The sequence below is a fragment of the Pseudoalteromonas sp. P1-11 genome, assembly GCF_001399995.1.
GTDB lineage: Bacteria > Pseudomonadota > Gammaproteobacteria > Enterobacterales > Alteromonadaceae > Pseudoalteromonas > Pseudoalteromonas atlantica.
This window is the reverse complement of the sequence record NZ_LJSP01000002.1, coordinates 425527-446798: the sequence shown is the minus strand read 5'-3', so window position 1 is coordinate 446798 and position 21272 is coordinate 425527. Positions and strand designations below refer to the sequence as shown.

The following is a 21272-nucleotide window of genomic DNA, read 5'->3' as shown; positions in this document are numbered from 1 at the left end:
ATAATAAACAGCCATGATTGTGTGTTCTATAAATGCATTAAGGAACCTTTAATATGATGGGTGATTTTTTATTTTCAGATGAGCCAGATGAGTTAGAAAGTGAAGTAGAGCTTGGCACTTGGAAAGTATTAATCGTTGATGACGAACCTGAAGTTCATGCTGTTACAAAGCTTGCGTTGAGTGATTTTGAATTTCAGAACAAACGTTTAGAATTTTTAAGCGCATACTCGGGCGCTGAAGCAAAAGAATTAATAAATGCGCACCCAGATGCCGCTATTGTACTGCTAGATGTGGTAATGGAAACAGATGACGCCGGGTTACAGGTTGCTAAATTTATTCGCGAAGAAGCTAATAATAATCATATTCGCATTATTTTAAGAACCGGTCAGCCTGGGCAGGCGCCTGAACGCCAAGTTATTATTAATTACGATATTAACGACTATAAATCGAAAACAGAGCTGACAGCGCAAAAGCTGTTTACTGTGATTATGTCGAGCTTACGCTCGTATCGCGATATTATTTCTATAGAGCAATCTCGCGAAGGGCTTGAAAAAATTATTGTTGCCTCGCGCGATATATTTGCCACACGTTCAATAGAGCAGTTTATTGAAGGGGTGATGCAGCAACTTACCTCGTTATTAGGCATTGCCGATCAAGCGGTGTATGCCACTACGTTAGTGGCGCAAAATACGCAAGAAAATAGTAACGATAAGCTAATTGTGCGCTCTGGTACCGGTGAGTTTGAGCAAAGCGAGGGTAAAGAATTAGATGCGGTGCTGCAAAACGAGCAACTAGAAGCGTGTCATCAAGCACTTAAAGATAAAAGCATAATTTATAAAGATAACTACTTATTTGCTTATTGTAGTAGCGAGTACAATCACAATTCGATGTTATTTATATCGGGGATCCCTAAAAATATAACCGATACGCAACGTAATTTAATTGAGATTTTTTCGCAAAATGTACAACTAGCATTTGAGAACGTGCAACGACAACAACGTTAATCGTTACTATAAATTTAAAAAGCACATAGCCTTGCGACTATGTGCTTTTTAGTTTGTGAGGCATAATAGCCAAAGCAGTGCGTAGGGCTTGGTATTATACCAAGTAGCAATCATACTTAATCATTTTGAGGGGGCTAAACGTGTTGCTATCAGCGTTAAAAAATTCTCATTTAGAACAACTAAATAGCAAATTTTTTGCCTAGCTATCAACACGTTTTTCCATCCTCAAAATAGATCACTTAATTAAGCGGATTGGTATTAAACGCACTTAACTAAATTTAACAAAACAAAAAGTACTGAGGCTTATGGATTATTTAGCAGTAAAACACTCACACATGGCAATTGCTATGCTAAGCGTTATCTTATTTTACATCCGCTCTTTTTCGCGTATGGGCAGTGGCAAGCTTGCCAAAAATAAGCTGGTTTTTATTGGCAGTCACAGCATTGACACTTTATTACTTATTTCTGCAATAACATTGGTGTTCATGGCAAAAATAAACCCCTTTGAGCAACTATGGTTATTAGAAAAAATAGTGCTTGTAGTGATTTATATTGCGATAGGTATTATTAGTGCTAAACAAACTAATACGCTGCCAAAAATTATGTATGTGGTAGTTAACACGCTTGTGATTTTAGCGATAGGGTATTTGGCAACGGCAAAATCGCCGCTACTTTTATAATACCTACTCTGTTGCAAGTTAAGTGTCGGTGCGTGTATATACTTTTTAAACACGCACGATACTTAAAGGCAAGGGACTTATACGTAAGGAGCTTAAACGCAAGGAACTAATACGTCAGAAACTTAAACCCCCAAGGAACTTGAGTAAAAGTTAATACACCTCTGCACGTCTCATAGCCTTCACCATTTTTCAGCCATGCTGGCCTACTCCTTTTACAATAAAGCACACCTCTGGGGTATAATTATGGGTGGGAGCTTCGCTGTATTGGTAACTATCCGTAAAATTAGGTAAACTACGCCTTCGTTTTTTAATAAATGTTGTAGTATTGATGACCACCCTCGGGTATGACGAACACGACGAATCTTATTTAGATGATGCATATGATGAATTTACTCCACCGCCACTTTATCGGTGTATTAATGCAGAGTCGAAATGGGACCCTCAAATAGATTTAGCGCCAACTTTTTCTGTATTAACTGACTTTGAGCAGCAGATCACTGCTATGTGCGCAAAGCAAAAAGACCCACACGATAGATTAGAAGCCCTTCTTGATATTTTTTATAGCAAATGGCTATTTAGCGCCTCTGGGCTAAAGGTGCCAGAGCATAAAATAAATAGCTTAAGCTATACACTCACTATGCGCAGCGGCTCTATAACCACATTAGGTATTTTATTGAGTCATTTGCTTGAGCAAGCGCAATTAGATGCCAGTGTGTGTATTAATCAGGGCGATATTAGCGTGCATGTCGCAATAAGTGATGAAGAAGGCTACATTATTGAGCCTAGCAGTGGGCAACAAAGCTGGTACATCATTCCTGAAAATGCGGATGAAGAAAATGGCCAAGAGCAAGAGCCACTTGAACTTATTTATAACGATGAAGTTTATAAATTGTTTTTAGCGCAGCAAAAATGGTCGTTTATTAGCGAAAATAAATTTGGCCACGCGCTGGTATGTGTTGAGTTGCTAATGGAGCTATTAGGCGATGACCCGTACGAGAGACGCGACAGAGGTTACTTACTCAATCAGTTAGATTGTCCTAAAATGGCACGCGATGATTTACAGTTTTTTATTGATGAGTGCCCGGACGATCCGGCAATCGAAATTATTCAGCATCAACTAGAAGAACTTGAAGATAATAATAAAACACACCATTAAGAATAGGAACAAATATGGCTGATACTCACACTGCATTAATTACTAATGATGCTGTTGTACTGGGTTTGCTTGCTGTAATTTTAGGGTTCATTTTTAAAACCTCTAGCAGCGAAAACCCCAAACTAAAAGCATTTTATAAATATGTACCAGCATTATTGCTGTGTTACTTTTTACCATCTTTACTCAATACGTTTGGCATTGTAGATGGACATAGTTCAAATGTTTACTATGTTGCTTCGCGCTATTTGCTGCCAGCATGTTTAATCTTACTTACTATTAGTATTGATTTAAAAGCGATTATTAATTTAGGTCCCAAAGCGCTAATTATGTTTTTAGTGGGTACGCTGGGTATTGTGATTGGTGGACCTTTATCTATTTTAGTGGTTAGCGTATTTAGCCCTGATTTAGTAGGCGGCCACGGCCCAGATGCTGTTTGGCGTGGTATGACAACGGTTGCCGGCAGCTGGATTGGCGGCGGTGCAAACCAAGCCTCAATGAAAGAAATGTTTGAAGTGGGCGGCGATATATTCTCGGTTATGGTGACCGTTGATGTGATTGTGGCGAATATTTGGATGGCTGTTTTATTACTCATGGCTGCAAACCATAAAAAAATTGATGCCGCAACAGGGGCTGATACAACCGCTATAGAAGATTTAAAAAACCGTGTTGAGCAATACCATGCAGAGCATGCCCGCATGCCGACACTCAATGACTACATGACCATTATTGCCATAGCATTTGGTATAACGGGGCTTGCTCATTTTTGTGCCGACTTTTTAGGGCCGTTTTTTGCAAACAATTATGCGTGGGCTAAAGAGTACAGTTTAAACAGTAAATTCTTTTGGCTAATTGTTATTTCAACCACGATTGGTATTAGTTTATCATTTACTAAAGTAAGGCAAATAGAAGCGTTTGGCGCATCAAAAGTTGCTTCAAGCTTTTTATATATTTTAGTGGCATCAATTGGCTTGCATATGAACGTTACCGCTATATTTAGTAACCCTGGGTTATTTTTAATTGGGGCTATTTGGATGCTAACGCACGCAAGTTTAATGCTGATTGTAGCCAAAGTAATAAAAGCCCCGTTATTTTATATGGCGGTGGGCTCGCAAGCTAACGTTGGCGGCGCTGCGTCGGCGCCTGTGGTGGCTTCTGCGTTTCACCCTTCGCTTGCGCCAGTGGGCGTTTTATTAGCTGTACTAGGGTATGGTGTAGGTACATATATGGCCTACATTTGTGGATTAATGATGCAAGCAGTTGCACCGTAAGGAATTTAAATGAACAACCAAGTAATTGATATTAATAACATTGAGCTGGCAAACGACAAACCATTTGTATTATTTGGTGGTATGAATGTTTTAGAGTCGCGCGATTTAGCAATGCGCATTGCAGAGCACTATGTAGAAGTAACCTCTAAATTAAATATTCCTTATGTATTTAAAGCCTCGTTTGATAAAGCGAATCGCTCATCAATAAATTCATACCGCGGCCCTGGTATGGAAGAAGGCTTAAAAATATTTGAAGAGATTAAAAATACCTTTAACATTCCGCTTATAACCGATGTGCACGAACCACACCAAGCAGCGCCTGTTGCTGAAGTGGTTGATGTAATTCAGTTACCTGCATTTTTAGCACGCCAAACCGATTTAGTGGTAGCTATGGCTAAAACGGGTGCCATTATTAATGTGAAAAAACCACAGTTTTTAGCCCCACACGAAATGCGTCATATCATTACTAAATTTAATGAAGCAGGTAATGATAATGTTGCACTGTGTGAGCGCGGCTCAAGCTTTGGCTACAACAACTTAGTTGTTGATATGCTAGGTATGGATGACATGAAAGCCATGGCACCGGTTATTTTTGATGCCACCCATGCACTACAGCGCCCAGGCGGGCGTGCTGACTCTGCTGATGGACGCCGTGCACAAGCTGCCGAGCTTGCTCGCAGCGGCATGGCACTGGGCATTGCGGGCCTATTTATTGAAGCGCACCCTAACCCTAATGAAGCAAAGTGTGATGGCCCATGTGCATTAGCACTTAGCAAGCTTGAAGGGTACTTATCGCAAATGAAAGCGGTAGATGACTTAATTAAAAGCTTTGCACCACTTGATACAAGCGCAAGCGATTTATAATTTAACACCTATTTAGGTAATAGTTAAAAAGCGACTTAGGTCGCTTTTTTCTTCCATTAATATACACACACAACGATGCTGTATATAATCTTACGCATAAAAAAAACTAATTCTAAGCTTGGTTACTATGTCAAGACGAGTCCCCCCATTAAACGCACTTAAAGCTTTTGAAGCCGCGGCACGCCATTTAAGCTTTACTAAAGCAGCAGAAGAGCTGTATGTAACGCAAGCGGCAGTGAGCCATCAAATTAAAACACTTGAAGAGCATTTAGGCTTGAAATTGTTTTTACGTAAAAATCGCTCGTTATTATTAACCGAAGAAGGCCAAGGCTACTTTTTAGATATTAAAGAAATTTTTACCCAGCTGATAGATGCCACCGAAAAGCTACTTGCTCGCGGTGCAAAAGGCTCGCTTACCGTAAGTTTAACCCCGAGTTTTGCAATTCAGTGGTTGGTACCTCGATTAAGTTTATTTAACGAACTCCACCCCGAAATAGATGTGCGTATAAAAGCGCAAGACCAAGACGAAAACTCGTTAACCGATGATGTAGATATTGCCATTTACTACGGCCGAGGGCACTGGAGTGGGGTTCAAACTTACAAATTGCACACCGAGTATTTAGTGCCTTTATGTAGCCCACTGTTATTAAGCGGGCATAAACCGCTTAATCAACCGAGTGACTTAGCTCAGCACACTTTGTTGCACGATACCACGCGCCGTAACTGGAAAACCTGGATGAAAACGGCAGGTGTACGTAATGTACAAGTGAATCAAGGTCCTATATTTAGCCACTCATCGATGGTGCTCCAAGCCGCGGTGCACGGTCAAGGTGTAGCAATAGGCAATAGTGTGCTTGCCAAACCCGATATTGACGCGGGCCGTTTAGTGATCCCATTTAGCCACAGCTTAGAGAGTAAAAACGCGTATTACTTAGTGATTAGAGAGTCGCAAACAGAGCTGGGTAAAATAGTCTCGTTTAAAGATTGGATGCTGAGCTTAGTTGAACAAGAACAAGAGTATTAATAATGATTGAATGGTTTAAAAGCGCAACGCAGCCTGCTATTGCACAGTTTATATTTGCGCATGGTGCCGGAGCTGGATCAGATTCTGATTTTATGCAGCATATGGCTAAACTCATCAGTGCGCAGGGTATTGATGTAGGTTTATTTGATTTTGAATACATGCAAATTGCTAAACAAACACAAAAACGTAGACCCCCAGAGCGAGCCCCTAAACTGTTAGCTTATTACGAGCAAGTACTAACAAATGCGCAGCCTAATTTACCGTTATTTATTGGCGGCAAGTCGATGGGCGGGCGTATGGCGTCTATGCTTGCTTGTAGCTCTACACAACCGATTGTAGGTGTATTAGCGTTTGGCTATCCGTTTCATCCGCCCGGTAAGCTCGATAAGCTGCGCACCGATCATTTTGCAGACATACCTTGCCCGTTTTTAGTCTTACAAGGCGAGCGAGATACCTTTGGCACCCGTGAAGAGCTTAAAACGCTTTCTATGCCAAAGCAGCCAAGCTATGTATGGCTTAGCGATGGCGACCATTCACTCAAACCACGCAAAAAAAGTGGTGTGAGCGAGCTGCAAAACCGTGAAACTGCAGCGCTTGAAGCAAGTAAATTTATAGCCAATAGAGTGGAGCAATTATGATTAAATTATTTTTACTCACGGGCAGCTTTTTTTGCATGCTGTCGGTTATGTTAGGGGCATTTGCCGCGCATGGCTTAAAAAGCCGTTTAACGGAGTATTCTCTCGGGGTATTTAAAACCGCAGCTGAGTATCAAATGGTGCATGGTTTAGCGCTTATAGCCGTGGCGATTCTTATTAAGTGGGGTATTAATTTAACCGTGGCGGGAGGTTTTTTTATTGCCGGTACACTGCTTTTTAGTGGCAGTTTATATTTACTAGCCCTAAGCGGCATGAAGTGGTTAGGCCCAATAACCCCATTAGGTGGGTTATGTTTTATAATTGGTTGGGTTGTTATTTTAGTGCAAGTTGCACGATTTAAGTTTTAAAGAGTTTAAGGGTTAATATGTCTAGTGTTGTGATTTATTGTCGTAGTGGTTTTGAAAACGATGCGGCTGCTGAAATAACGTTTCATGCTGCCGAGCAAGGTTTTGCCGGCTATGTAAAAGCCAAACCAAATACCGGCTACGTGATTTATGAATGTTTTGAAGCGCAACACAGCGACGAAATAATCAAAAAGGTCGACTTTAAAAATATGGTATTTGCGCGCCAGTGGTTTGCTGGCACGTTAATCGAAAATATGCCGGTAGAAGATAGGGTCACTGCATTAAAAGAAGCCGCAAAGGATTTTCCTTTGTGTAGTGAATTGCGCGTAGAAACCCCCGATACTAACGAAGGCAAAGAGCTGCTTACCTTTTGTAAAAAAATATCAACGCCGTTAAAAAAAGCACTCGAAAAACAAAACACGGTATTACGTGAGCCAAAGGCAAACCGCCCGGTAATGCATGTACTATTTTTAGCAAACAATGCCGCATATGTAGGGTATTCGTATAGTTATAATAATTCGCCGTTTTTTATGGGCATTTTACGTTTACGTATGCCCAGTGACGGACCGAGCCGCTCAACGTTAAAACTTGACGAAGCCTTTAATGTTTTTATCCCTGAAAAAGAGCGAGAAGCGCGAGTACAACCAGGCATGCGAGGGGTTGATTTAGGCGCTTGCCCAGGCGGTTGGACCTATCAATTAGTACGCAGAGGCATGTTTGTTAGCGCAATAGATAATGGCCCAATGAACGATAGTTTGATGGAAACAGGCCAAGTTAAACACTTTAGAGCCGATGGTTTTAAATACCGCCCAGAAAAAAGAAATATTAACTGGTTAGTGTGCGATATGGTGGAAAAACCAACCAAAGTGACTAATCTAATGATTGACTGGGCAGTAAACGCATACGCCAAAGAGCTGATATTTAATTTAAAGCTGCCTATGAAAAAACGCTTTGATAGTGTTTATGAATGCCTAACGATGATCAAAGAAGAGCTTACTAAGTACGGTATAACCTATGAGTTGCAAGCTAAGCATTTGTATCATGATCGTGAGGAAATCACCGTTCATTTAAACGTTGTTAAGGTGCCCCAAAATTTGTATAGCTAAATCATAGAGGCATAAAAGTGGTATTAAATAATGTTTATAAATGGCTAGGATTACTTTTTTTATCACTTTTAATAGCCGGTTGCGGCGGCGGTGGCAGCGATAGTGACGCCACCGATAGTGGCTCAACTGGCAATACCGCCCCTACTGTGAGTGTTGATGTAAGCAGCAGCGTTATTGTTGCTAACCAAACCTTTACTATTACGGCTCAGGCAAGCGATAGTGACGGGCAGGTGTCTAGTTATCAATGGCAGCAGCTGTCGGGGCCTGAATTTACCTTTACTGCCAATGGCAACATACTCACAGCAACGGCCCCCAGTGTAGAGAGCGACACTGATTTTAGTTTTTCGGTGCTAGTAACCGATAATGACGGCGCAACTACAGAGCAAGTGTTTTCTGGTACTATCACGGTTCAAAACACCCCTCCCACAGTTAATATTACAGGCCCAAGCAGTGCACTGGCTAATACCCAAGTGAGTTTAATTGCTAATGCACAAGACATAGATGGCACAATTAGCACCATAGTGTGGGTACAATCTGCTGGCTCCTCCATCGAATTTAGCCAAACTGAAGGTGAATTAAGCTTTACCGCCCCAAATGTAAGTGAAAGTGAAACGCTTGGTTTTAGTGTTACTGTAACCGACAATGCCGGGGGCACTGTACAAAGCAGTGCGACGGTACTTATTACGCAATTAAATAGCGCACCTAGTGTTACCCTAGCTGGGCCTGACGAGGCAATGCAAAATGAGTCAGTGACAATAACAGCTACAGCGCAGGACAGCGATGGCACCATTAGCGAGCTAAGCTGGCAGCAAACAAACGGCCCCGTGGTCGAATTTACGCAAACCGACTCCAGCATTACGTTTAATGCCCCAACGGTTGCTCAAAATACCAATATTACCTTTTTAGCCACCGTTAGAGATAACGACGATGCAACTAATAGCGCCCAAAAAACGGTGATTGTGGTGCCGCCTAACAATCCGCCTGTGGCAGACGATGTAACCGTTGAGGTGCAATATAACTTAAGTGCTGAGTTTAATTTGACGGTAAATGATGCCGATGGCGATACGGTACAAATTACTTTTCCAAATGACCTAGAAGGGGCTCAGGTGAGTGTTATTGATGCCCAAGCGCTGCGTTTTAGCTATACACCGCCTGTAAATAGTATTTCTGTAAAAAGCTACACACTGACTGCTAGTGATGGTGAAGACAGCACCAACTTTTTACTTAATACGACAATTATTGATACCAGCGCTGCAACGGTGACAGAAATAACGCCTAATGGGGCAGAAGAACCGGTATTGGTTGACACCCCCATTAGCATTACGTTTTCAGATGTGATGCTGAGCAGTTCGTTAACCTTAAATAGTAGTGCGGGGAGCTGTGAAGGCAGTGTTCAGGTATCAAGTGATGATTTTGCAAGCTGCGTTGCACTTAATGTAGAGAGCGTATCTGGTGCGCCTGATGAGACGAGTGACTATTTTAAAAACGTTAACTTAAGCGCTGATTTTTCAGAAAACACGCTTTACAAAGTGCGTGTAAATGATCAATTAGTTAATTTTTCTGGTACTGCTGCGACAGCAGGCCAAGTGAGTGAATTTACCACCTCAACCCAAGATTTAAAAATAACCGAACTCATATCGGTCCAATTTACTAATGATACGCCCTGGGTAGAGATTTATAACGGCACAGGAGAGGCTGTTAATTTACAAAACTATTCATTAAAAACGCGCGCAATTAATATGCTTGATAGCTCAGTGAGCGCAGAGCAAGTATTTACATTACCCAACAAAGTATTAGAAAACGGCAGTTATATTTTACTGCAAAGTCGTTTTGGTGATGAGTTTTTAGCAAGCGCGGCACTTAATAACCCTAAAATTGTGCTGGTGGGTAACCAAAGCGATGCGCTACGTCCTTACTGGTATATAAATGGCTTTGCAGAGTTATTAAATAGCGCCGCCACACAAACAATCGACTTTGTTAAATTTGGTAATTCTACCCAGCAACCGGTTAGTGCCACGCAATGGCAAGGCGATAACGCACCACAAATGCAGGCCGAGCAAGGCTCAAGCTTAAAACGTGCGCTTAATGCAACAGATACTAATCAAGCAAGTGATTGGGTTTACTCAGTGTTTAATACGCCGGCAGGGCAAAATGATATTAGCTGTGATACCGATACAGATTTAGATGGGATCCCTGATTGCAGTGAGCAAGAAGGCACAACATTTGGCGGGCTGCCTTTATATGAATGGGGCGCACGGGAAAATCAAAAAGATATATTTATAGAAATTGATTATATGGACAGTACCGATATAGGTATTACGCCACAGCGTACAGCATTAGAAAAAGTAGTAAGCGTATTTGCAAGTAACGGCTACACAGTGCATTTTGATGTAGGCGATTTGTTTGACCAAAGCACGGGTATTTCCACCGCTAACTTTGATTTAGGAGGCGGTACAACCGTACCGTTTAACAGCTACACGCCCTTTGAATATGACCAAGGTACTGCTAATTTATTTGCCTATAAAATGGAATATGCCGATACAACGCGCCGCCCAATTTTTCATTATTTATTAATGGCAAACAGTGGTAACGAAGATGGCAGCATTAGTGGCTCGGGCATTGCTGAAATAAATGGTAATGACCTAATGCTGACTATGGGCGGATGGGGGTTATCGGTTGATGATCAAACATCACAAAATGTGACGAATAATTACCAAGCGTCTACTATTTTTCATGAGTTGGGACATAATTTAGGGCTTTATCATGGCGGCGACGAAGAAGTGAACTTTAAGCCAAATCATTTAAGCTCTATGAATTATCTATATCAATTAACGGGGCTTGCAAGCATAGGTAATAACGAAGGTGACCGTTATTACGACCGGTTTTATACCAACAACATTAACTGCGACCTTGTGCCAAATACTAATAATCAAACAGGATCAACGGATGATTTTATCATTGATTATTCAAACGGCAGCGCTGCAAATATAAATGAAAGTGCTATTGATGAAAGCGCAGGATTAAACAGGCCTGGCTCTGAGGCGGTCGATTATAATTGTAATGCAATTTTAGGCGATACATTAACTAACTTTGATGCAAACCAAGACTCGCAAATTACTGTATTAACGGATACCGATGAGTGGAGCATGATTAACTTACAGTTTTACTCACAAACTGCAGGTAACCGATTTGGTGTGGCAAATACGATGAGCCATAAGCTGTATCAACAGCAGCGTGTTCAAGCTGTTTCTACTTCATTGCCTAGCTATATAAAAGAAGCAGCGCCAAGCGAGGCTATAATTAACCAAATTAAAGCTATTAAAGAGCGCTAAATGAGCTACCGATTTATAAAAGCTGCACTTTTACAAGGAGCTATTATTTGTTTAGTTGCTGCCTGTAGCCAAGGCGCTATTAATAAAGCCAGTAGTAGTGAATGGTTACTAACTGATGCGCTTTATTATAATAACAAGCCAGTAAATTGGCAGCAAAGGCGAGTAAACGGATGTAGCACGTGTTTAATACAAAACGACTCTGTACTTCAGCCCGAGGGCATAACGCGTTTTTATACGCTTTATAAAGATGGGGCGTGGATTGCTGTACAGGAGCAAAGCAGTTTAAATGTTATAAGGTTAAAACTGCCTTTGCACACCCCCTATTTGTATGTTGAGCAATTAGGTAACGGTGAACTTAAATTGTTTAATCAGCAACACACTTATAAAACTAAAATAGGCGAAGTCATTAACATTACTTTTAAAAAGCAGTTATTCTCGATAGTGATCACAGCGTTTACTTTACAAGATGAAAAAAATGCAGCACTGCCAAGGCGCGCAAGACTAAATTACACTGCACTTAAGATAAAATAAAAGCACCAAAAGGTGCTTTTATTATTTGCCGTAGTGTTATTTAGCCCGCTCGGTATTTAGAGCGATAATTATCTACCCACAAACGGGTAGCGCCACACACAGCAACGGGCATAACAATTAGGTTAATAAATGGGATTGCAGTGAGCAGCATAACAGCAAAGCCAAAGCCATAAGATAAACCTTGTTTAGACTTTAAATCGTCTTTCATTTGTTTAAAGCCTACTTTATGGTTATCGAAGGCAAAATCTTTGTATTGCACAGCATACATCCAACATGTAAATAAAACCCATAACACTTGTCCAATAACGGGTAAAATCCACAACAAAATAAAAAAGCCAATAGCGCGGGGTAAGTAATAGCAAAGCTTTGTCCACTCTCTGCCTACCATGCGTGGAATGTCTTTTACTAAATCAGCAAAACCGTCGTCATTTATTTTTTGACCCGTTAAATAAAGCTCTACTTTTTCGCTGAGTAGTCCGTTAAAAGGGGCCGCAATAAAGTTAGTTATTACCGTAAATAGCATGCTGTAGCTAAATAGCACCACAAGCACGGCAATGGGCCACATTAACCATTCAAGCCAGCTTAGCCACTCAGGTAACATGTTGTTTATATAATTAAAGCTGTCGCTTAACCAACCAAATAAAAAGAATAATGAACTACCAAACAATAAAATATTAAGTAAAAGTGGAATAAGCACAAAGCGCTTAAGGCCTTTTTGGCTAATTAATTTAAAGCCTGAAAAAAAATATTCCATACCTTGTATGATCTGCACAGTAACCTCAAAAAAGACTCATATCTGCATGCAGTATAATTAGACTGATAATTTTGAACAGCCTTTTTAAGTAACAAAGTGTTAAACCTGCAAAATTTTTAAAAAGTTTTAGAGTGTGTTGGCTGGATTGTTTTTGTTATGGATGTTTATTTTTTGTTGCAAAATAATGTAGGCTTAACGCATACTAAAGTTGTTTTTTACCTATTTTATTAAAAAACAATTTCCATAATCGTAATAATAAAACTCGCGCTGTAAGTTTATTAACTATACTCATTTTAAATATATGAACTAAGAGCAGGAATTTGTTGATGCACTGCACTTTTTTAAAGTGCGTAGCAACATAAAAGTACCTAGATGCATGGTGAAGTATGAATACTGCAAAACTAAAACAATTGTTATCTCACCAGCAGGATATATTATCTAAAATCGCGTTAGGCATTGCCTTAGACGATGTTTTACAAGATATTTGTTTAGCTATAGAGCAAGTTATTGAAGACAGCTCTGCAAGATGCTCAATACTGTCTTTAACAGGTAATCAGTTATTTCATCGTGCTGCCCCAAATATTGACGATGAATATTTAAAGGCCATTAATGGTGTGTTTATAGGCCCTAATGTAGGGTCTTGTGGCACCGCGGCCTATAAAAATGAGCGAGTTATTGCGCAAAATATTGACCTTTCGCCCTTGTGGGAAGATTACAAAGATTTAGCGCACAGGTACGGTTTATATTCTTGTTGGTCAACCCCGGTTATTTCAACCACCAATGAAATATTAGGCACTTTTGCTATTTACCACGGCACCCCTAAAGCACCTACACAGCAAGATTTAGAACTCATTGACTATTTTGTACATTTTTCTAGCATAGCACTAGAAAAAAACGCAGAGTCGCTCAAAGCTAGGCAGCTAGTGGCAGATCTGCAAAAAAGTAATGAAAAATTTAAAGCATTTACGCAAGTGATGCCCGATCTTATTTTGATTTTGAACGAAGAGGGCGTCTATACCGATATTTACGGTACCTCGAGTGACTTATTACTTGAATCGCCCACCGATTTAATTGGACAAAATGTGCAAGACTTGTTCCCAGTTAAAGATGCCGACATGATCATGGGGATTATTAAAAAAACCATTCGCACCAATGAAATGCAAATATTTGAGTACGATTTAGCCGTGCCCAAAGGCCACATAACCTTTGAAGGAAGAGCGGCTGCACTTACTAACTACCAGCCAGAAAAACCAGAACTTAAGCACGTAGTGTGGATGGCAAGAGATGTAACCCTTCGCAAAAAAGCCGAGCAAGAAGTTCAACGGCTTGCGTTTTTTGATCCACTAACAGGGCTCCCTAATAGACGAATGCTAAGTGACAGCCTAGCAAAGTGTGTAGAGCGTATTAAACGCACCAAAAAAACGGGCGCATTGTTGTTTTTAGATGTTGATAACTTTAAAAGAATAAATGATTCATTAGGCCACGGCGCCGGAGATCAAGTATTAATAGAATTAGCAAAACGCTTAGGTGGCGTAATACGATCATCTGATACTTTAGCTAGAGTGGGCGGTGATGAATTTATTATTTTACTCGAATACATTGGCGAGCATAATCACCAAGCCTGTATTGAATCCGAAATAGTCGCTAAAAAAGTACAAGGCGTGTTTAATGATAAGTTTGCAATAGGGGAGCTGGCATTTCAAGTTAGCTGCAGTATAGGTATTTGCTTAATTAACGAAGAGCACACAGCCACCGATAACATATTAAAATTTGCAGATACAGCTATGTACCGCTCTAAGGCAAAAGGTGGCAATAGCTGCAGCTTTTATGACCCTAAACTGCAAACTTTACTCGAAAACCAAGCCGAATTAGAAACGGATATTGTAAGAGCAATCGCTAATAACGAATTTTGTGCGTATTTTCAGCCGCAAATTAGTATGCAAGGAAAGGTAGTAGGTGCAGAAGCCCTGATAAGGTGGATACACCCTAATAAAGGGGTTATTGCGCCTAATCAGTTTATTCCTATTGCAGAGCAATATGGGCTGATTCAAAAACTGCAAAACATAGTGCTTCGCAATATATGCAGCCTTATTAATCAACTTAATGAAAAAAACATGATAGATGAGCACTTTAGCGTATCTATAAATATTAGTCATATACAGTTTAATTCTGCGCAGCTTACCCGTGAGCTCTGCTCTACAATTAAAGAGTTCAACATAAAACCGCAGCATATTAAACTTGAGATCACCGAAACCATGCTATCGGGCGATATTGACAGCACAATAAAGCAAATGACGGAGCTACAAGAACAAGGTTTTGTGTTTTCTATTGACGACTTTGGTACAGGGTATTCCTGTTTAGCTCATTTAAATGCTTTCCCCGTACAGGAAATAAAAATTGATAAAAGCTTTATCGATAAGATTTTAGATAAAGGCAAAGGCTTTAATATTGTTAATACGATTATAAGCCTAGGCAAAAGTTTAGACATTACCGTTGTTGCTGAAGGTGTAGAGCAAGAGGCGCAATTTGAGTTACTAAACTTGCTCAATGCAGATTGCATACAAGGCTATTTAGTCGCAAAACCTATGAATGCCAGTAATTATATTAAGTGGCATGCCCATCAATTAAAAAAGCAAAGCCTAAGTGCTTAGCAGGCTGTGCGTCGTTTTTGTAAATTAAGCTAACGTTTTAATAAAGCTATTTTTACCTTATTAAAACATTTTGTTTAAACAACACTAGGAACACGCGTATTAAGTATATATTATGAAGTCACTATAACGATTCAAAATAATAAAATGGACGACAAGAGATGCAGTTAGTCGAATTAACCCCTAAGGATCCTGATGTAGTTAATGTGTTTGCAGATATAGATAGACTGATAAACTCCTTATACCCCGTGGCTACAGCCCAATCTCTCAAATTAGAAGAATTAAGCAAAGACAACGTTTATGCAATTGGTTTAAAAAACGAAGATGGCATTATTGCCTGTGGCGCTATTGTTAAGCAAAATGACGGCGCGCTATATGGCGAAATAAGGCGTTTATACGTAAAACCAAGTTACCGTGGTAGAGGTTTTTCAAGACGCATAATGCAAAACCTACTGCATTACGCCGGCGAAACAAAAATTCCACTTATCCGATTAGAAACAGGCCCAAAGCAAACCGAATCAATTAGTTTATATGAAGATTTAGGTTTTGCGCGCTGTGAAAGCTTTGGCTCGTATCAAGATAACCCACAAAGTGTATTTATGGAGCTTGCCCTGAGCCCTGAGCCAGAATAAATAAGCTATTTACTCCTGTGTGCCTATAGCTGACTCTGTAGGCGCAAAAAATACTTCACTGTTTTTCACTGCTATCTTCGTATAAAATTCGCCACGTATATTTAATACCTGTGCACAGTAATACTTAATGATTTTAAGAGGCAAAACCTGGCTATAAACAAGCTTTTTTGCTTCAAAATAAATTACTTGATTAAGCAAACGGGTATAAACCTTTATTTAGCACTTCATAAGTGAGAATTTTATCTTTTTTAAAAGTAGCCCAAAACCAATGAGCGATTTAACAGTAGTAACCCACAGTGGTAATTTCCATGCCGATGACGTGTTTAGTATTGCGGTACTTAAGCATGTATTGCCTGCCTTTAACTTGGTACGAACCCGCGATAAAGCAGTAATAGAAAGTGCCGATATTGTTGTTGATGTAGGTGGCGAATACAACCCTGACACAGGACGCTTTGATCACCACCAACGCGGCGGCGCAGGCGAGCGCGAAAATGGCACGCCATACTCGTCATTTGGCTTAATTTGGAAAAAGTATGGTTTAGCGCTGTGTGATAATAACCAAGCGGTGGCTGATAGAGTTGACGCTGGTTTAGTCTCTACAATTGATGCCATAGATTGTGGCTACGTTAAAGGTGTGGTTGAGGGCATAACGCTTAGCCAAACGCTTTCTATGTTTAATCCAACATGGGAAGAGGAAGGCAACTTTGATGAATGCTTTGATGAAGCCGTTGAGTTTGCAGCGCGTTTATTAACCCGTTTTATTGCCTCAGCAAAAGGAAGCATTAACGCCAAAGATATTGTTGCAAAAGCAATAGAAGAGGCAAAAGATCCCCGCGTGATTATTTTAGAAAAATACACACCATGGAAAAAAACAGTACACCATTTATCAAGCGACGCTTTATTTATGGTTTACCCTTCGCAAAACGACCAATGGATTATTCAAACTGTACCAGTAGAGCCTGGTTCGTTTGAAGACAGAAAGTCACTGCCTAAAGCGTGGGCTGGTTTATCTGATGAAGAGTTTCAAGCTGAAACAGGCTTAGACGACGCTGTATTTTGCCACAATGGCTTATTTATAGCCGGTACTAAATCGTTCGAAAGTACAATGAAGCTGGCCGACGCGGCCCTAGCTGAGTAACCTTTTTACTTAAATATGGGTAAAAATTTTTTACCCAAATTAGTACTATTTAGCTAAGTAACTAGTTTGCAGTTACTTAGCTTTATTATGCTCTCGTTATTTAAATCACGTGAGGTTTTATGTTTGAAGTAAAAACTATCGCGCTATTTATTATTACCGCACTAGCAGAAATTATTGGCTGTTACTTACCTTATCTTTGGCTTAAAGAAGATAAATCCATATTCCTTTTAATACCTGCAGCATTCAGTTTAGCGCTATTCGCATGGTTGCTAACGTTACACCCCGCAGCCGCTGGACGGGTGTATGCCGCGTATGGCGGTGTGTACATATGCGTGGCTTTACTGTGGTTATGGGCAGTTGATGGCGTAAAGCTTACAATGTGGGATGTAGTGGGCGGGGCGGTTGCCTTACTGGGCATGGCTATTATTATTTTTGCACCTAAAAGCGCTTAAAAATTAAGCCCTATTAAGGCGGAAAACGCCTTACAGGCCACTGTTAACGCATATATCGCGCAATTAAATTGCCAACTACTTTTTTATAAGTAAGCGTTAAAGCTGGATTATCTATTAAGCTTGTTTGTACAACATGCCCGGTATATAAGCCATAAAACTCATACGCAAAAATGCTCGGCTCTTTGTCTTGGCTAAAGTAGCCTTGTGCTTGGCAGTTAACTGCAAGTTTAGTGAGGTAGTTAATCATTTTTAAGTGTTGGTCTTGCATAAACTGCCTTACCAAACAGTTGGGGCTTGCTTTAAACTCTACCGACGCTTTAATGAGCGGGCAACTTGCCTGCTTACCAGGCGATACCGTATCTAAAAAATTGAGCCACTCAAGCCAGCGTTGCTGAAAATTATTTAAATGAATTAACGCATCTTCATCAGCAGATATATCAACAACCTGTTTTCTAAACTCTTCTTCGGTGTAGGCCAAAATAGCCACTTGCATATCTTCTTTATTGGCAAAGTGTGAGATCACCCCAGTACGCGACATGTTAGTCACTGCCGCTATTTTTCCTATCGACAAGCTATATAAACCATGTGCAGCCGCATAGGCCATTCCTTTGTGCAAAATATTGCGTTTTGTGCTCTCACTTTTTTTCATCGTTAATCCATAAAGCGTGTTATTTGGTCGTACACGTATTGGCTTTTTAAAATGCGCACGTGTCCCAGCTCTTGTGTGGCGACAAGTGTTGCGGGTGTGTTCTCAGTTAATAATTTTATTGCCTCAAAGCTTGCCACTGAGTCATTTTTATCATGAATAAACAGGATGTTTTCGTTAATTTTATTTTTAGAATGATCAGGGTGAAGGTTTTGCCAGCTAATACCATATTTATCCGACACCCTATTAAGCATATTTTCTAGCATGAGCTCAGAAATACCCACTTGCCTGACCTTAGCAAACATGGCTTCAAATATTTGTGCAGGGGCAGAGATCATCACAATTTTTTTATTCTCTAAATAATGAGGCGCTAAGTTTAACAAAGCAACACCGCCCATAGAGTGTGTAACGACTCTATTAATTGTAATATTTTGCCCATTAAAGTACTCAAAAGCCGCTGTTAGCCCCTGCATATACCCGTATAAGTGCGAGGTATTGCCGTGCGAATAGCCATGGCCTATGTGATCAATTGAGTAAACATTAAAGCCTTTTTCAAGCAATTCATCTATTAAAGCAGTAAACCGATTAGTGCTATCGGCCCAGCCATGAGATAAAAATACCGTTTTAGCGTTTTCGGCTTGGCTAAAATAGTACAGGTTTACAGCGCCAAGCTCGGTTGTAAGTTTAATATTAATTGGCTGTATACATGTTCTAAATTCGTATTGGCGTCGGCTATGCGGATTACAAAATACCTTCATGGCAAGGCGGGCACTGAGTTTAGGAAATGTTTTGGTCAGACCAAAAGTGGCAGCCTTTGTTATTTTAGAAAATTTAGGTGGCTTGTTTTGATTAAAATAAATTTGTTTCATGTTTATACCAAATAAGTACAGTTGTTCTATTTTATCTTAAAAAAGTACAGCTGTACTTATTTTTTAGCCGCATAACCAGCTTGCTTTACTAAAGGCGGTTAGCTGTAAAAGCTAAGGTGTAGGGGTTTTTTCTCTCAACACTAAAAATCACTCGTTACGAGTAAAAATACTTGTTGGACTTAAAAGTCTATTTTTCTTTTAATGCGCGCAACTAGCCGAACCGGCATTCATAAAATACAAGAGAAAGATAAATGAAAGAGACAACATCACTAGAACAAGCTCGCACGAGTTACAATGTTCGTCATTGGAGCCAAGGTTTTTTTGGAATTAATGATCAAGGTGATGTGTATGTTGCGCCAAAGGCTCACGCCCCAGAGCAAACTATTGCACTTACAGATATCGCAAAGCAGCTAGAAGAAAAAGGCTTAAGCTTACCGGCTTTAGTGCGCTTTCCACAAATTTTACATCATCGTGTGCACAGTTTATGTGGCGCGTTTAATACCGCGATTGAAAACTATGGTTACCCAAAAGACTACTTATTAGTTTACCCAATTAAAGTAAACCAACAACGCGAAGTGGTTGAAGAAATAGTAGCAAGCCAAGCCGAATTAGAAAAAAAACAATTAGGCCTTGAGGCGGGCAGCAAACCAGAGCTATTAACTGTTTTGGCAATGGCAGAAAAAACCAGTGCAGTAATTGTATGTAATGGCTACAAAGACAAAGAGTATGTGCGCTTAGCACTGATTGGCGAAAGGCTAGGCCACAAAGTATACATAGTGCTTGAAAAACTTTCTGAGCTCGACATGGTACTTAGCCAAGCAAAAGCGCTAAATGTTAAACCACGTATTGGTATTCGCGTTCGTTTAGCATCGCAAGGCAAAGGTAAGTGGCAAGCAAGTGGCGGCGAAAAATCAAAATTTGGTTTATCAGCGTCGCAAGTTTTGCATGTAGTGAATCGTTTAAAAGAGGCAGGCCAACTTGATTTAATGCAACTTGTGCATTTTCACTTAGGCTCGCAAATGGCAAACATTCGTGATGTGCGTTTAGGTGTAAGTGAGGCCGCGCGTTTTTACTGTGAGCTACGCAAATTAGGTGCAAACATTGAGTGCTTAGATGTAGGGGGCGGTTTAGCTATTGATTACGATGGTACCCGCAGCCAATCGCATAACTCAATGAACTACAGCTTAGCTGAGTATGCAAATAATATTGTGTACACCATAGGCGATACCTGTAAGCAGTACGCGCAGCCCATGCCGACGATTATTTCTGAGTCGGGGCGTGCACTAACGGCGCACCATGCGGTGCTTATATCAAATGTTATAGGCACAGAAAGCTACACGCCAGAAGAGTTAGTAGCGCCAGCAGCAGATGCACCGCTTTTATTAAATAATATGTGGGCATCGTTTGTGCAGTTAACCGATTTAACGGATGATCGCGCACTGATTGAAATTTACCACGACAGCCAAGGGGATTTAGCGGAGGCGCATAACCAGTTTGCACTTGGGCTTTTAGATTTAACGCAGCGTGCGTGGGCAGAGCAAGTTAACTTACGTATTTGTTATGAGCTTAACAAACACATGGATAACAAAAACCGTTTCCATCGCCCAATTATTGACGAGTTGAACGCACGTTTAGCTGATAAGTTTTTTGTAAACTTTTCGCTTTTTCAATCGCTTCCTGATGCGTGGGGGATTGATCAAGTGTTTCCGGTATTGCCATTAAGTGGTTTAACCGAAGCACCAAAAAAACGTGCTGTATTACTTGATATTACCTGTGATTCAGACGGCGCGCTTGAGCACTATGTTGATGGCCAAGGCATTGAAAGCACATTACCCGTGCCTGAGTACAGTGCAGATAAGCCTTACTTAATGGGCTTTTTCTTAGTGGGTGCGTACCAAGAAATTTTAGGTGATATGCACAATTTATTTGGCGATACGCACAGCGCTATTATCAATATGGATGAGCAAGGCGTTGCCAGTATTAGTGAGATAAACCAAGGTGATACGGTAGCCGATATGATGCGCTATGTACATTTAGATGTTGAGAGCTTTCAACATTCGTACGCGCAGTTAGTGTCTGCAAAAATAGATAAAAATGAACAGCAAAGCGTTTTAGACGAGTTGCAAAGCGGCCTGAATGGCTACACTTATTTAGAAGAGTTATAAGCA

Annotated in this window: 18 protein-coding genes and 1 pseudogene; 16 read left to right on the top strand and 3 right to left on the bottom strand. The window is 40.4% G+C overall.

Annotated features, from left to right (window positions below):
• Nucleotides 1-53: 53 nt before the first annotated feature.
• The 11 genes and pseudogenes from AN390_RS04695 to AN390_RS04645 all read left to right on the top strand — a co-directional run.
• Nucleotides 54-995: pseudogene (locus AN390_RS04695) on the top strand (DUF3369 domain-containing protein); the annotation flags it as partial.
• Between the two features lie 314 nt (nucleotides 996-1309).
• Nucleotides 1310-1684, top strand: a complete 375-nt coding sequence (locus tag AN390_RS04690) for a SirB2 family protein (protein WP_055253085.1) — start codon at nucleotides 1310-1312, stop codon at nucleotides 1682-1684.
• 328 nt (nucleotides 1685-2012) lie between these two features.
• Complete coding sequence (locus AN390_RS04685) at nucleotides 2013-2840, top strand: tetratricopeptide repeat protein (RefSeq protein ID WP_004588840.1); 828 nt, start codon at nucleotides 2013-2015, stop codon at nucleotides 2838-2840.
• 14 nt (nucleotides 2841-2854) lie between these two features.
• Nucleotides 2855-4108 (top strand): DUF819 domain-containing protein, encoded by a 1254-nt coding sequence (locus tag AN390_RS04680; RefSeq protein WP_004588841.1) that lies wholly within the window; start codon nucleotides 2855-2857, stop codon nucleotides 4106-4108.
• A gap of 9 nt (nucleotides 4109-4117) precedes the next feature.
• Complete coding sequence (gene kdsA / locus AN390_RS04675; RefSeq protein ID WP_024034184.1) at nucleotides 4118-4972, top strand: 3-deoxy-8-phosphooctulonate synthase; 855 nt, start codon at nucleotides 4118-4120, stop codon at nucleotides 4970-4972.
• Nucleotides 4973-5099: 127 nt separating this feature from the next.
• A complete protein-coding gene (locus AN390_RS04670) occupies nucleotides 5100-5996 on the top strand; it encodes a transcriptional regulator GcvA (RefSeq protein ID WP_004588843.1) in 897 nt (298 codons plus the stop codon).
• A 2-nt stretch (nucleotides 5997-5998) separates the two neighbouring features.
• Nucleotides 5999-6634 (top strand): alpha/beta family hydrolase, encoded by a 636-nt coding sequence (locus AN390_RS04665; protein ID WP_024034183.1) that lies wholly within the window; start codon nucleotides 5999-6001, stop codon nucleotides 6632-6634.
• A complete protein-coding gene (locus tag AN390_RS04660; protein ID WP_024034182.1) occupies nucleotides 6631-6999 on the top strand; it encodes a DUF423 domain-containing protein in 369 nt (122 codons plus the stop codon). Before AN390_RS04665 ends, AN390_RS04660 begins: the two co-directional genes overlap by 4 nt.
• 17 nt (nucleotides 7000-7016) lie before the next feature.
• Nucleotides 7017-8102, top strand: coding sequence for a 23S rRNA (cytidine(2498)-2'-O)-methyltransferase RlmM (gene rlmM / locus AN390_RS04655; RefSeq protein ID WP_004588846.1), 1086 nt, complete (start codon nucleotides 7017-7019; stop codon nucleotides 8100-8102).
• A 17-nt stretch (nucleotides 8103-8119) separates the two neighbouring features.
• Nucleotides 8120-11434: a PKD domain-containing protein gene (locus AN390_RS19580; protein WP_095206727.1), complete on the top strand. Its 3315-nt coding sequence runs from the start codon at nucleotides 8120-8122 to the stop codon at nucleotides 11432-11434.
• Nucleotides 11435-11965 (top strand): hypothetical protein, encoded by a 531-nt coding sequence (locus tag AN390_RS04645; RefSeq protein ID WP_055253084.1) that lies wholly within the window; start codon nucleotides 11435-11437, stop codon nucleotides 11963-11965. It begins immediately after the preceding gene.
• 40 nt (nucleotides 11966-12005) lie between these two features.
• Here the strand turns inward: AN390_RS04645 and cysZ are convergent, their stop codons facing one another.
• Complete coding sequence (cysZ, locus tag AN390_RS04640; RefSeq protein ID WP_004588849.1) at nucleotides 12006-12719, bottom strand: sulfate transporter CysZ; 714 nt, start codon at nucleotides 12717-12719, stop codon at nucleotides 12006-12008.
• Nucleotides 12720-13105: 386 nt separating this feature from the next.
• On the opposite strand from cysZ, the gene AN390_RS04635 reads away from it, so the two are divergent.
• The 4 genes from AN390_RS04635 (at nucleotide 13106) to AN390_RS04615 (ending at nucleotide 17589) form a co-directional block, all read left to right on the top strand.
• Nucleotides 13106-15370 carry an EAL domain-containing protein gene (locus tag AN390_RS04635; RefSeq protein ID WP_055253083.1) on the top strand — a complete coding sequence of 755 codons (2265 nt, stop codon included), beginning with the start codon at nucleotides 13106-13108 and terminating at the stop codon, nucleotides 15368-15370.
• Nucleotides 15371-15528: 158 nt separating this feature from the next.
• On the top strand, nucleotides 15529-15999 hold the full coding sequence (locus AN390_RS04630; RefSeq protein ID WP_055253082.1) for a GNAT family N-acetyltransferase: 471 nt from the start codon (nucleotides 15529-15531) through the stop codon (nucleotides 15997-15999).
• Nucleotides 16000-16267: 268 nt separating this feature from the next.
• Entirely contained in the window at nucleotides 16268-17137 is an 870-nt protein-coding gene (locus AN390_RS04620) for an MYG1 family protein (RefSeq protein ID WP_055253080.1), read from the top strand.
• 119 nt (nucleotides 17138-17256) lie between these two features.
• Nucleotides 17257-17589 (top strand): YnfA family protein, encoded by a 333-nt coding sequence (locus AN390_RS04615; RefSeq protein ID WP_055253079.1) that lies wholly within the window; start codon nucleotides 17257-17259, stop codon nucleotides 17587-17589.
• A 43-nt stretch (nucleotides 17590-17632) separates the two neighbouring features.
• On the opposite strand, the gene AN390_RS04610 is transcribed toward AN390_RS04615, so the two are convergent.
• Both AN390_RS04610 and AN390_RS04605 read right to left on the bottom strand, forming a co-directional pair.
• Complete coding sequence (locus AN390_RS04610; RefSeq protein WP_029772734.1) at nucleotides 17633-18238, bottom strand: TetR/AcrR family transcriptional regulator; 606 nt, start codon at nucleotides 18236-18238, stop codon at nucleotides 17633-17635.
• A gap of 2 nt (nucleotides 18239-18240) precedes the next feature.
• Nucleotides 18241-19104 (bottom strand): alpha/beta hydrolase, encoded by an 864-nt coding sequence (locus AN390_RS04605; RefSeq protein WP_055253078.1) that lies wholly within the window; start codon nucleotides 19102-19104, stop codon nucleotides 18241-18243.
• A gap of 251 nt (nucleotides 19105-19355) precedes the next feature.
• Between AN390_RS04605 and speA the strand changes: the two genes are divergently transcribed.
• Nucleotides 19356-21269 carry a biosynthetic arginine decarboxylase gene (gene speA / locus AN390_RS04600; protein WP_055253077.1) on the top strand — a complete coding sequence of 638 codons (1914 nt, stop codon included), beginning with the start codon at nucleotides 19356-19358 and terminating at the stop codon, nucleotides 21267-21269.
• Nucleotides 21270-21272 lie beyond the last annotated feature (3 nt).